The 12,909-nt window shown below is 32.1% G+C and carries 10 protein-coding genes; 7 read left to right on the forward strand and 3 right to left on the reverse strand.

Translation table 11 applies throughout. The annotated features are described in order from the left end of the window. Together uvrC and FBF06_RS07090 are read right to left on the reverse strand one after the other, a co-directional pair. Positions 1–1,803, reverse strand: coding sequence for an excinuclease ABC subunit UvrC (uvrC, locus tag FBF06_RS07085; protein ID WP_002884371.1), 1,803 nt, complete (start codon positions 1,801–1,803; stop codon positions 1–3). Beyond that, on the reverse strand, positions 1,796–2,290 hold the full coding sequence (locus FBF06_RS07090) for a hypothetical protein (RefSeq protein ID WP_002859309.1): 495 nt from the start codon (positions 2,288–2,290) through the stop codon (positions 1,796–1,798). Before FBF06_RS07090 ends, uvrC begins: the two co-directional genes overlap by 8 nt. 138 nt (positions 2,291–2,428) lie before the next feature. Between FBF06_RS07090 and guaA the strand changes: the two genes are divergently transcribed. The 7 genes from guaA (at position 2,429) to FBF06_RS07125 (ending at position 12,196) form a co-directional block, all read left to right on the forward strand. Then, a complete protein-coding gene (gene guaA, locus FBF06_RS07095; protein ID WP_002859310.1) occupies positions 2,429–3,964 on the forward strand; it encodes a glutamine-hydrolyzing GMP synthase in 1,536 nt (511 codons plus the stop codon). 86 nt (positions 3,965–4,050) lie between these two features. Continuing rightward, on the forward strand, positions 4,051–5,511 hold the full coding sequence (locus FBF06_RS07100; protein WP_002875858.1) for a hypothetical protein: 1,461 nt from the start codon (positions 4,051–4,053) through the stop codon (positions 5,509–5,511). Between the two features lie 239 nt (positions 5,512–5,750). After that, complete coding sequence (gene purD, locus FBF06_RS07105; RefSeq protein WP_002853212.1) at positions 5,751–7,001, forward strand: phosphoribosylamine--glycine ligase; 1,251 nt, start codon at positions 5,751–5,753, stop codon at positions 6,999–7,001. Continuing rightward, positions 6,998–7,450 carry an RDD family protein gene (locus FBF06_RS07110; protein ID WP_002853161.1) on the forward strand — a complete coding sequence of 151 codons (453 nt, stop codon included), beginning with the start codon at positions 6,998–7,000 and terminating at the stop codon, positions 7,448–7,450. The genes purD and FBF06_RS07110 overlap by 4 nt, the downstream gene beginning before the upstream one ends. Continuing rightward, positions 7,440–9,488 carry an LPS-assembly protein LptD gene (locus FBF06_RS07115; protein ID WP_002869655.1) on the forward strand — a complete coding sequence of 683 codons (2,049 nt, stop codon included), beginning with the start codon at positions 7,440–7,442 and terminating at the stop codon, positions 9,486–9,488. The genes FBF06_RS07110 and FBF06_RS07115 overlap by 11 nt, the downstream gene beginning before the upstream one ends. Positions 9,489–9,557: 69 nt before the next feature. Continuing rightward, positions 9,558–11,717, forward strand: a complete 2,160-nt coding sequence (locus tag FBF06_RS07120; protein WP_069360718.1) for a polyribonucleotide nucleotidyltransferase — start codon at positions 9,558–9,560, stop codon at positions 11,715–11,717. Further along, the gene (locus FBF06_RS07125) at positions 11,714–12,196 is read left to right on the forward strand and encodes a DNA-deoxyinosine glycosylase (RefSeq protein WP_168977600.1); all 483 of its coding nucleotides are present in this window, start codon (positions 11,714–11,716) and stop codon (positions 12,194–12,196) included. The genes FBF06_RS07120 and FBF06_RS07125 overlap by 4 nt, the downstream gene beginning before the upstream one ends. Before the next feature lie 42 nt (positions 12,197–12,238). On the opposite strand, the gene FBF06_RS07130 is transcribed toward FBF06_RS07125, so the two are convergent. Next, positions 12,239–12,901, reverse strand: coding sequence for a DUF4230 domain-containing protein (locus FBF06_RS07130; protein WP_002859315.1), 663 nt, complete (start codon positions 12,899–12,901; stop codon positions 12,239–12,241). Positions 12,902–12,909: the final 8 nt, after the last annotated feature.

The raw sequence follows: 12,909 nt of genomic DNA on the forward strand, positions 1-12,909 counted from the left end.
TCAATTTTCCTTTATCTTTTGCGCCGCTTTCCTGCCTACAAGCATTGTAAGATCTTTAAAATCAGCCTTATATATAGATTCAAAATTTCCATAATACGCTAAAAGTTTTTGTATAACCCCTGAACTAAGTCCTAAATTTGCAAGCTTAGAACTTTTCAAGTCCTGTTTTTTCTTAGTATTTTGATGAAAGCTAATAGCAAAACGGTGTGCTTCATCTCTTAATTTCTGTAAGAATTGTAGTTTTTTATCGTTAATACTTAGACTAAATTCTCCTTTTAAGGAATGAATTTTATCCTTAGCACCTCCTTTAGCTCTATGTGCTTTTGCATCGATTTTTTCTTTTGAAATAGCTAAAATATCGACATTTGCCCCACTACTTACAATGATTTCTTTAGCCAAATCAAGCAAAGCCTTTCCCCCATCTATAAGCCATAAATCAGGAGGAGGTATTTTATCAAAGTCCAAAGCCCTACGCGTTAAAACTTCACGCATTTGATCATAGTCATTTTTATGTTTTAAATGAAATTTTCTATATTTTGACTTATCCCAAGAATTTATTCTATAAGTTACCATAGCTCCAACATTTGCCACGCCTTGCAAATGAGAATTGTCAAAAATTTCTATATCATTTGGTAAATTTTCAAGCTCAAAATAAAACTTTAATTCTTTTTGTATAGTAAAATCATGATTTTTTTGCTCTTTTTCTATATTTAAAAGGGCATTTTGAAAAGCCAAATCACAAATTCTTCTTTTTTCTCCTATTTTAGGGATTTTAATACTGATTTTTTTATCAAACCTTTGGCTTAAAATTTCTTCTAAAAGCACTCTATCTTCAAATTCTTCATAAACATAAATAACATTTGCAAGCAAAGGAATATCCATGCTAAAATTTTCTAAAATCAGTTGCTTATAAATTTCATTTTTATCCCATTGTATATCATTTTTTATAGGAGTAATCTTAGAATTTGCACTGATAATTTTTCCATTTTGCACCACAAAACGCAAGGTTGAAAGCACGGAATTTTTAAAAGCTAAAGCAAATACTTCAAAATCTTCTAATTTTGCAATATCTATTTCAACCTTAACTTCCAAATCTTTAATCATTGCAATCTGATCTCTTACTTTAGCTGCTTCTTCGTAATTTTCATTTTGTGCTAAAACAAGCATTTGTTTTTCTAAGTTTTTAAGCAAAACACTAGGATTTAAAAGTGCGTGTATAGCCTCATCTAAAATTTCAAGGTATTTTTCTTTGCTGATGAGTTTATCACAAGGCGCAAGACAACGAGAAATTTGATAAAAAATACAAGGGGATTTACAACTTGCTTTTTGCTTTAAAGGATAGTATAAATAAAGCGCATCTAAAAGCTCTCTAGCGCCTTTAAAAAAAGGGCCAAAATATTTAATTTTGCTTTTTTTTACTAATTTTCTAGTGATCTCAAAGCGTGGAAATTCTTCTTCAAAATCCACATAAATATAAGGATAAGTTTTATCATCTCTTAGCAAAATATTATATTTTGGATGCAGTTGTTTGATAAAAGAATTTTCTAAAATCAAAGCATCAGCCTCTGAATTAGTAGCAATAAATTCCAAATGCACTGTTTCTTCAATCATTTTTTGAATTCTTAAAGAATTTCTTGGATTTGCATGTAAATTTGGAGTAAAGGCAAAATAAGATTTGACACGATTTTTAAGATTTTTAGCCTTGCCTACATATAAAAGCTTTCCTTCTTGATTGAAGTATTGATAAACGCCAGTACTATTAGGAAGAGTTTTTAACTCATTTTCTAAATTCTCTTTAGTCAAGATTAGAACCTTTTTTTATAAGCTCTCTTAAATCTTCAAATTTCTTAAATAATTTTTTATCTTTAAAGCAATTTTTAAATTCACCCTTAGAAAGCTCCAAATAAGAATTTTTAGAGAGTTTTTCATCATTTTTGTTTTTATTTGCCGCATAAGTGTATTTTTGAGAAAAGATTTTTATATCTTTTATATCAACAAATCCACTTAAAGGATATTTCTGTCCATATGCTTTTATGAGAAATTTAATATAAATTTTGCTATCATCATGATTTAATTCTTGATAAGCTGCTGGATGTAAGGTTATTATATTTAAAATATGATTTTTTACATAAATTTTAGCAATCAAACGTTGCTTAGCAAGCGGAAAAGAACTTAAAAAATCTTTGCAAAAAAATAAGGTTTTTAAAGGCTTATAATGAGGTTTATCCATCAATTCATTAATAACAGCACTAGCATTTTTAGTCATCTTAATATTATTTCTTTTTCCCATAAGATGATTTTAGCATTTCTTTTCTTAATTTTCTTCTGTGCTTGCGGATATAAAGGCAACCCTCAATACACAAGCTATGAACAAAATGGTTCAGTAAAAACCATTAAAAAATACGAACAATTACATAGGTGGTAAATAATGAAAAAAGCAGATATTTTAGTTTTAGACTTTGGCTCTCAATACACTCAGCTTATAGCAAGACGCTTAAGGGAACAAGGAGTTTATGCAGAAATTTTACCTTTTAATGTAAGCTTAGCTGATATTAAGGCGAAAGAACCAAAAGGTATTATTTTAAGCGGAGGTCCAGCAAGTGTATATGCAACTGATGCGTATTTTTGCGATAAAGGTATATTTGACTTAAATCTACCTGTTCTTGGAATTTGTTATGGTATGCAGCTTATGGCACATCATTACAAAGCTACAGTAGCACCTGCAGGACATAAAGAATACGGCAAAGCAAACATAGAAATTAAAAAAGATAACGCTTTATTTAAAAATCTTCCAAAAAAACAAACCGTTTGGATGAGTCATTCTGATAAAGTAGAAAATTTACCTCAAGGTTTTGAAGTTTTAGCCACAAGTGAAAATAGCCCTTTTTGTGTTTTTGGAAACGAAGATAAGAAATTCTTTGCTCTACAATTTCACCCAGAAGTACAACACAGCGAATTTGGCAAAAATATCTTAAAAAATTTTGCTAAATATGCTTGCAATTGTGAAAGTGTTTGGAATATGGGTTCTTTTGCAAAAACTCAAGCAGAAAAAATCCGTGAAGAAGTAGGCAATGATAAAGTGCTTTGTGCTGTAAGTGGCGGAGTAGATAGTAGCGTAGTTGCTGCACTTTTAGCTAGCGCTATAAAAGAGCAAGTTATAGTAGTTTTTGTAGATAATGGACTTTTAAGAAGTGGAGAAAAAGAACAAGTTGAATTTATGTTTAAAAACACTTTAGGCATCGATCTCATCAGCATTGATGCAAGTGAAATTTTCTTAAGTCGCTTAGCTAATGTCACAGATCCTGAACAAAAAAGAAAAATCATAGGAAATACCTTTATAGAAGTTTTTGAAGAAGAAGCAAAAAAACATAAAGATGTAAAATATCTTGCCCAAGGCACACTTTATACTGATATCATAGAAAGTTCTGTTGTAGGTGCAAGCAAAACCATTAAAAGCCATCATAATGTAGGGGGCTTACCTGAAAAAATGAATCTTAAACTCATAGAGCCTTTAAAAGAAATTTTTAAAGATGAAGTGCGTGCCTTAGGACTTGAGCTTGGACTTAGCAAAGAAGTAGTTTATCGTCATCCTTTCCCTGGGCCAGGTCTTGCTATACGCATTATGGGAGAAGTAAATCGCGCTAGCTTAGAACTATTACGCAAGGCTGATGTAATTTTACTTGAGGAACTTAAAAGTACAGGTTGGTATGATAAAACTTGGCAAGCATTTTGCGTACTTTTAAATGTTAAAAGCGTTGGAGTTATGGGGGATAACCGCACTTATGATAATGCAGTTTGTATACGCGTTGTAGATGCAAGTGATGGTATGACAGCTACCTTCTCGCATTTACCTTACGAAATTTTAGAAAACATAAGTCGCCGTATCATCAATGAAGTAGAAGGTATAAATCGCGTTGTTTATGATATCTCAAGCAAACCACCTGCAACTATAGAATGGGAATAATCCATTTTTTTCTAGCTCTTATTTTTAATATAAAATTTTTATAAAAATAAGGCTAGAATTTATTTAAGAAATTTCAAGGAAGAAATATGCATGGAAAAATAGCTATTTATATGGATTCTACAGGACGTGGAACCGTTACAAACTCAGCAAATACCTTTTTTGACTTTAATCGCCAAATTTGGAATGATAAAAAAAGTATGCCAAGTGTTGGTATGCTTGTGGAATTTAGAACTCTTTCTAGCGAAAAAAAAGCAGAAGACGGCAAACTCGTTCAAACAAGCAAAACCATAACAGGTATAAAACCTTCAAAATTTCAAGAATTCAAAGAAGGGGATTTTATCACTGAGCATGATTTTTGGAAAACTGATAATGATGATGAATTAGAAGACTTGCAAAACTCAAGAAGAAGTGCTTATATAACAGAACTCTATAGAACAACAGACTTTGACACTATAGAAAAAATTCCTCTTTCTTTTACTATACCTCAAGCTATACAAAAATATTTTGCCCATGAAATTTTATCCGTAGAAACGCTTCAAGCCAATCTACAAGATGAAAAGGAAATTCCTTGTATACTTGATTATCTTATACTTAAAAGATTTTTATTTAAAGCTTATGATACTTTAATTTTTATGGATAATAGCATAGACCAAACCCAATTTAGCGCATTAAAAAGCATCATGATGCATTTAGAGAATTCATACAAGCAAATGATGGCTGATCAAAAACCAAATATCACTAAAATTTTTAACGAAACTTTTTTATCTTTGCAGTGTCATTACCAAGCTTTAGTAGCCACCATAGATACAAGAAACAATCGTCTAGCCTCACTTGAAGCACAAATGAAAACTTTACAATCTGAAATAAATCTTAAAAGCAATGCGACCGATGCAGACCCTGAAAAACTTAAAGCACGACAAGAAAGATTGGCTAAACTACAAAAAGAAGCAGAATACTACAGAACAACACTAAAAAGACTTGATGCTATAAGGGAAGATTTTTATAAGAAAAATTACAATATTTTCGAAAATGCTTTTAAACTTTCACGAGAAAAGCTCTTTAAAAAAATTGTCACAGGTTTAAATCTATGCGCAACCATAATGGATGTCAAAATTTGGCACTTATCTTTAAAATCATCAGGGGTTAAAAATTCTTATTTTACTATGAGTAATATAGAAAATTCTTTCTGTTCTCTTTCTTTTGCAGAACATTACTTAAGTCGCTTAAATAAATCCGCTCTAAATCCTTTTGATCAAAAACTTTTAGTGTATATTCAAAAAATCACAAAAGAACAAAGAAAAAAATTTTTAGTTGTCACATCGGATTTAGATTTATTATGCAAATTAAAAATTGAAAACTTTTCACAAAATCCGTATTATTTAGTAAAATACGCACCTAAAAAAGTAAATTATCAATCTTTAATGCGTGATAACACCTTTGATATAGTCTATATTGATGAAAAACATGTTTGGGAAAATGTTGCCGATATTATTTTACAAGGAAAGCATTTTGACAAATCAGGAAAAACCAAATTTAAACTGATTTAAGACATAGAAATTTAAGCTAAATTAAGTTATAATTTCCTTGCCTAAACAGTTTGTAGTATTTAAAGTGATCCAACACATTTTTATTAACTGCGATTGTGTGATTTACCGTGTTCTGTGGCATCGTTTGAGCTTTGAAAAAAGCGAGAAGTTGCAGCCTTTAAAAATTACCTAGCGGTTTTCTTTGACTTTTTGGGGTCAATCTTTGTTAAACGGCTGTTTGGGTTTAAAAGGAGATATAAATGAAAATAATGATTTTGGGTAGTGGTGCAAGAGAATATTCTATTGCTTTAGCCTTAAGAAGAGTAGACAAAAATTTAGAGTTTTATTTTGCTCCTGGAAATGGCGCTACCGAAAGTCTTGGAACAAATTTAAACCTAAAAGATCCAGTAGTTTTAGCAACCTATGCAAAAGAAAAAGGTTTTGATCTTTGTATAGTAGGAAGTGAAAGTTTTTTAGCTGAAGGGGTTGTAGATATTTTTAAACAACAAGGACTTGCTATTTTTGGGCCAAGTAAAGCTGCTGCAATGCTTGAAACCTCAAAATCTTTTATGAAAAGCTTTCTTAAAAAATACCGTATCAAAACAGCCAAATTTTTAAACACAAATGACATTGAAAAAGCAAAAAATTTTATATATAGTTTAACCCCTCCTATAGTAGTAAAAGCCGATGGACTTTGCGCAGGAAAAGGTGTTATCATAGCTAAAACTCATGAAGAAGCCATAGAAGAAACAGCTAAAATGCTGAGCGGAGAAAGCTTTGGAGATGCTGGAAAACTCGTTGTAATTGAAGAATTTTTAGATGGTTATGAATTAAGCATTTTTGCAGTATGTGATGGCAATGATTTTGTTTTACTTCCTGCAGCACAAGATCACAAAAAATTACTCGATAATGATCAAGGGCCAAATACTGGTGGAATGGGTGCTTACGCTCCTAGCTCTTTGGCGAATGAAAGCTTGCTTAGAAAAGTTCAAAAAGATATTATTTTACCAACTTTAGCAGGTATGAAAAAAGAAGGAGCGGAATTTTGTGGTGTTTTATTTATAGGTGCTATGATCGTTGGAAATAAACCTTACGTATTAGAATTTAACGTTCGCTTTGGCGATCCTGAATGTGAAGTTTTAATGCCTTTAATCGAAGATCCTTTAGAGCTTATTTTAGCTGCTACTCAAAGACGCTTAAGACACTCAAAAATCAAAATCAAAAAAGAATTTGCAGTAGGGGTTGTATGCGCAAGTGAAAACTATCCTTACAAAAGTTCACCAAAAAGTGAAATTACTGTAAATAACATTCCTGAAAACTCTCATATTTCTTATGCTGGAGTAAGCCTAGAAGATGGCAAATTAATGGCTGATGGTGGAAGAGTTTTAGTTTGCGTTGGCACAGGAAAAAGTATAGAAGAAGCGCAAAAAAATGCTTATAAACTTTGTGATAATGTAAATTTCAAAGGAAAACAATACAGAAAAGACATCGCTCATCAGGTTCTGAAATGAAAGAAAATTTACAAGACCGCTTAGAGCGTGAAAATCTAAAAATAGCAAGTTTTGGAAAAAGAGTTCTAGCTTTTTTAATCGATGATATGGTTATTTCTTTGATTGTGTTTATCATTTTTTATGATCGTCTAATCCAAGCAAAAGATTTATTTGAAACAACTCAAATTGTAGGAAATTTTTACCTTGGCTTCATCTTGCTTCATTTTAGTTATCAAGCAATTTTTACTTATCTTTATGGGGCAAGTTTGGGAAAAATATTATGCAAAATTATCATCTTGGATGAAAATCTTCTTGATAAACCCAATCTCATTCAAAGTTGCATCAGGTCTGCCGTAAGACAAGTTAGTGCTATGGCGTTTATGCTTGGATTTGCTTGGGCTTTAAGCAATGATTTACGCAAAGCTTGGGAGGATTATCTAGCAAGGACAATAGTAGTCGATGTGGCGTAAATTTTCCCTATTGCTAGGAACTAGCATAGCTTTAAATGCAGCACAAGTTGATATTTACGCTCTTGATGCAAAAAAAGAAGGTGATATTCTTACTGCGAACAATGATGTTATTATTTTTTCTGATTTTTATTTCATCACTGCCAATAAAGCAATTTACAATGAAAAAACCGGAGATGTTGAGCTTTTTGGCGATGTTAACATCCTAAGGGGACAAAACGAAAGATCACATTCTGATTATGCTAAAATCAACCTAAATTCCAATCAAGCCGATTTTAGTAATTTTTTCTTTTCCAATAACAATCTTGAAGTATGGTTTCAAAGCAAAACAAGCCATCTAAATGATAAAGTCTTTGAAAGCAAAGTTTCAGCAGTTTCAAGCTGCAATGTTGAAGATCCTGATTGGGAAATTCGTTTTTCAAAAGGCTGGCTTAACCGGGAAACCAATTTTGTTCATCTTTACAATGCAAGATTATATGTTAAAAATACCCCAGTTTTTTATCTACCTTATTTTGGATTTAGCGCTGATACTCATAGACAAAGCGGGCTTTTAATCCCAAAAATCGTTTTAAAAAGTAGCGAAGGCTTATACTATGAACAACCTATTTATATAGCCACTCAAGAAAATTGGGATTTAGAACTTGATCCACAAATTCGAACAAACCGTGGTTTTGGACTTTATTCTACTTTAAGATTTCTTGATTCTCCATATTCAACAGGAGAATTAAATTTTGGTGCTTTTAGGGAAAATAGCTCCTATTTTCACGATGAAAATTTGAAAAATCAAACCCACTATGGAATAGAACTAAAATACTCAAGAGATGATTTAATCAAATCTTTACTCAGTGATAATTTTCAAGAAGGTCTATGGATAGATGCAACCTATCTCAACGATGTGGATTATTTAAATTTAGGAAGTAGGGATTATCGAGATCTTAACTCGCTTGTAACCTCCAAAATCAATTATTTTTTAGCTGATGAAAACAATTTTTACGGAGCTTATGCAAGATATTATATCGACACATCTAAACTTAGCAACAATACAACCTTACAAGAATATCCAAGCTTTCAATATCATAGATTTTTAAATAACCTTTTTGATGAACGCTTGCGTTATTCATTTGATGCTTCATTTCATAATTTTTACCGACCTGCTGGTTCTTATGCAAATGAGCTAAATTTAGACTTGCCTATCTCGTATCACAACGCTTTTTTTGGAGACTTTTTACACTTTACTTTTACAGAAAGATTTTATGCTTCTTTTGTAAATTATAGCAACAATCCCGAAAGAAACCATGAGCATTATTTCAGAAACACTCATGATTTTAATCTCTACACCGATCTTTCAAAAGCTTATGAAAATTTCTTTCATACTTTAAATTTAGGGGTGAATTACGTTTTACCAGGAGCAAAATCAGGTAAAATCACGCAAGATTATCTTGAAGAATACGACAAAGAAAACGAGCATACAAGTCTTTATGCTGTGCAATATTTCTATAACAACGAAGGACAAAAAAAACTCAAACACAGAATTTCGCTTGACTATCTCAATAAACAAAATGAATTCTATGAACTTGAAAATCTTTTAACTTATTATTTTAATGAAAACATCAATCTCAACAGCGAAGTGCTTTACTCTTATGAACAAAGTCGCTTTACCAATGTCATCAGCCAAATAGAAGTCAATACAAATTCAAAATTTAATTGGATGTTTTCTCATGCTTATCAAAACGATGAGTATGGAAAATATAGCTTTATTGGTACAAGAGCAAATTATATTGCCACACCTAATTACAATTTATTTGGTGGAATTTGGTTTGATACTCAAAGAGCTCATGCAAACATGTGGGAACTTGGCTATACCTACCAAAGAAAATGTTGGAACTATTCTTTAATGTATAGAGAAAGAATCGATCCACAACTCACAAGTGGTGGTATCACAGCTAAAAATCAAAGCGGAGTTTATTTTATTTTCAACTTCTATCCTTTAGGAGGAGTAAAATACGATTTCTCTTTAGCAGAAAGTGAAAACAAAATTTAAAAAGGATGAAATTTGCTAAATATTTTAAAAAATTTTACGAATTTATTATCTGGTAAAAAAGGGAAAATAATGCAATACAGCATAGAAATTAACAAAAATACAGAAATATTTAATATAGACAAAGTCGCCAAACAAGCTGCCGGTGCTGTTTTAATGAGACAAGGCAAAAGCGTTGTTCTAGCTACAGTTGCAAGAGAAGAAAAACAAGTTGAAGAAGATTTTTTACCTCTAACCGTCCAATACATCGAAAAAGCTTATGCCGCAGGAAAAATCCCTGGTGGTTATGTCAAAAGAGAAACCAAGCCAAGCGATGCAGAAACCTTAACAGCACGCATTATTGATAGAAGCTTACGCCCTCTTTTTCCAAAAGGCTATGCTTATCCGACTCAAATCGTTGTGATGGTTCTCTCAGCTGATCCTAAAGTAGATTTGCAAGTAATGAGCTTAAATGCCGCAAGCGTGGCACTTTATCTTAGTGATATACCTATGAAAGCTCCAGTATGTGGTGTGCGTATAGGAAAGATAGATGGAAATTTCATACTCAATCCAAACAATGAAGAGCTTCAAAATAGCACCCTAGATCTCTATGTAGCAGGTGTAAAAGATGAGCTTTTGATGATAGAAATGAGAGCCTTACCTGATCAAAAAGAAAATGAAATCTTTATCGAAGCTCCTTATGCTGATGTTTTAACTCAAACCACTTCACAAAATATGAATGAACTTAGCGAAGATGAAATTTTAGAAGCTCTAAATTTAGCTCAAAAAGCTATATTAAATGGTTCAAATGCTTATGAAGAAGCCTTTAGCAAACACGAAAAAAATTCTCAAATCGAACTAAAAAATGAGATTGAATATCCTGAAATTTTAGCTTTTATAGAAAATAATTTCCAAAAACAAATCAAAGAAGCCATCAACCAAATGGCAAAAAGCGAAAGAGCAAGCGAACTAAATAAAATCGCTAAAGAAATTTCAAATCTTGAAATCGCTAAAGAGTGGAGCGAAGAAAGTGTCTTAAATACCTTAGCTAAAGTCAAACGCAAACTTATTCGTGAGCAAATTTTAAATGAAGGCAAAAGAGCTGATGGTAGAAGTTTAAACGAAGTGCGTCCTATTAATATAGAAACCAACATCTTACCAAACGCTCATGGTTCTTGTCTTTTCACTCGTGGACAAACTCAAGCCCTAGTGGTTGCAACCTTAGGCGGAGAAAACGATGCTCAAATGATAGACTTGCTTACAGAAAAAAATCCTATAAGCGAACGCTTTATGGTAAATTATAATTTTCCAGGTTTTTCAGTAGGCGAAGCAAGTCCTATCAAAGCTCCAGGAAGAAGAGAACTAGGACATGGAAATTTAGCCAAAAGAGCACTTTATCCAAGTGTAGATGAAAACTATCCTTATGTAATCCGCTTAGTCAGTGAAATTTTAGAAAGCAATGGCTCAAGTTCTATGGCAACGGTTTGCGGCGGATCTTTAGCCTTAAAAGCAGCAGGAGTGCCAAGCTTAAAACTTGTTGCAGGAGTAGCCATGGGGCTTATCTTTGAAGATAACAAGTATGCTGTTTTAACAGATATCATGGGACTTGAAGATCATGATGGGGATATGGACTTTAAAGTAGCAGGAAGCAAAGACGGCGTTACTGCTCTTCAAATGGATATAAAACTAGGTGGAATCGATCAAGAAATACTAAAACAAGCTTTATACCAAGCCAAAGAAGGAAGAATTCACATTCTAAATATCATGGAAGAAGCCGCCAAAGAAATCATAGTCAATGAAGAAGTTTTACCTAAACTTGAGCTTTTTAGCGTTGATCCTTCAAAAATCGTTGATATCATAGGACAAGCCGGAAAAACCATCAAAGAAATCGTAGAAAAATTTGGCGTTTCTATAGACTTAGATCGCGAAAAAGGTGAAGTAAAAATAGCAGGTAGTCAAAACGAACAAATCAAAGCCGCAAAAGACTACATCATAAACATCACAAGCTCTCAAAAAGGAACTAAAAAAGGCCCTAAAGACAAAGATATATCAGGCTTTGAACTTGGGCAAGAATTTCAAGGTATTGTTAAAAAAATCGCTCCTTTTGGAGTCTTTGTGGAACTTAAAAATGGTGTTGATGGTTTATTGCATAGTTCAAAAAGCAAGCATCTTAATTTAAGCGAAAACCAAAGCTTAAAAGTTAAAATCAGCGAAATTAAAAACGGAAAAATTTCTGTGGATTTGTGTGAGTGAGCGAATTTCTAACTCATCCTTTTGAGCCTTTTTTTGACAAAGATTCTAAAATCTTAATTTTAGGATCTTTTCCTTCGGTAAAATCAAGACAAGATGGCTTTTATTATCAACACCCAAGAAATCGTTTTTGGCCTATACTAGAAACACTTTTTGATGTAAGATTAGAAAATATCACAGAACAACAAGCCTTTTTAAGAAAAAAACATATCGCTCTTTGGGATGTACTTCAAAGTTGCAAGATAAAAAATTCAGATGATAAAACTGTAAGTTATGCAAAAGCCAATGATTTAAGCCCGATCCTTTCTCAAACCAAAATCCAAGCCATTTTTACTACTGGACAAAGTGCTTATAAATTTTTTATTAAATTCCACCCTCGCTTAAAAGCCATAGCCCTACCCTCAACTTCTCCTGCAAATTTAAATTTTTCTTTTGAACAGCTTTTGCAAAACTATGAAATAATCAAAAAATTTACAAAATAACAAACTAAGCATTACCCCCCCCCAAGTAAAACAAGAAAAAAGCTAGTTAATATCTAGCTTTTGCGTGTTATCCTTGAATTCAAATTCCACTCTCTTAGCTCCAAAACCTTTAGCAATAGCTTCTAAAGTATCCTTAGCACTTTTATGAATTTTGCTTTCTAAATTTTGGATAAGATTTAAAGACAAGTCTTTAACCTCATCTTTGGCTTCTTTTATGAGTTTGTTTTTATCACTTTCGCTAAAACTAATCCCCGTACTATTGATAGAATCAGGCAGTAAAAAAGGTAAAAATTTAGCATTTTTTTCATCATAAAATTTCATATCTATGATGCTGTGTTTGTATCTACACTCTGGCATGATGATCTTATAAGCATCGTCCCCTAAAGGCAAAATATCAAAGTTTTTATCCCTTAAATCATACAAGAAAGTGATCTCAAATTCAAAAATCAAAGCAATCTGTCTTTCACTCAAAGACCATCCTAAAAGATTTTTCCAAATTCCATTAAAAGCGCTATCTTTTTTAGTGACAATCTCTTTACTAAAAACTTGAAAAACACTTAATTCTCCTATGGATTTAAGCTGCATGATATCGCTAAAACTTTGCGTGCTTTTTTCTTCTATTTTAGGGCTTTTATACTGCCTAAAAAGCACTACAAACAAAAGTACAAGTAAAATCATCACTAAAACAAATAAAATCATTTCCATTTTAAACC

The organism is Campylobacter sp. CFSAN093227, from assembly GCF_012897855.1.
In the GTDB taxonomy this organism is placed as follows: Bacteria; Campylobacterota; Campylobacteria; order Campylobacterales; family Campylobacteraceae; genus Campylobacter_D; species Campylobacter_D jejuni.

What these genes read in the sequence shown, in the direction of transcription:
- FBF06_RS07090 (WP_002859309.1), bottom strand. Translation starts at nt 2,290, where the DNA reads ATGGGAAAAAGAAATAATATTAAGATGACTAAAAATGCTAGTGCTGTT.
- guaA (WP_002859310.1), top strand. Translation starts at nt 2,429, where the DNA reads ATGAAAAAAGCAGATATTTTAGTTTTAGACTTTGGCTCTCAATACACT.
- FBF06_RS07100 (WP_002875858.1), top strand. Translation starts at nt 4,051, where the DNA reads ATGCATGGAAAAATAGCTATTTATATGGATTCTACAGGACGTGGAACC.
- purD (WP_002853212.1), top strand. Translation starts at nt 5,751, where the DNA reads ATGAAAATAATGATTTTGGGTAGTGGTGCAAGAGAATATTCTATTGCT.
- FBF06_RS07110 (WP_002853161.1), top strand. Translation starts at nt 6,998, where the DNA reads ATGAAAGAAAATTTACAAGACCGCTTAGAGCGTGAAAATCTAAAAATA.
- FBF06_RS07115 (WP_002869655.1), top strand. Translation starts at nt 7,440, where the DNA reads ATGTGGCGTAAATTTTCCCTATTGCTAGGAACTAGCATAGCTTTAAAT.
- FBF06_RS07120 (WP_069360718.1), top strand. Translation starts at nt 9,558, where the DNA reads ATGCAATACAGCATAGAAATTAACAAAAATACAGAAATATTTAATATA.
- FBF06_RS07130 (WP_002859315.1), bottom strand. Translation starts at nt 12,901, where the DNA reads ATGGAAATGATTTTATTTGTTTTAGTGATGATTTTACTTGTACTTTTG.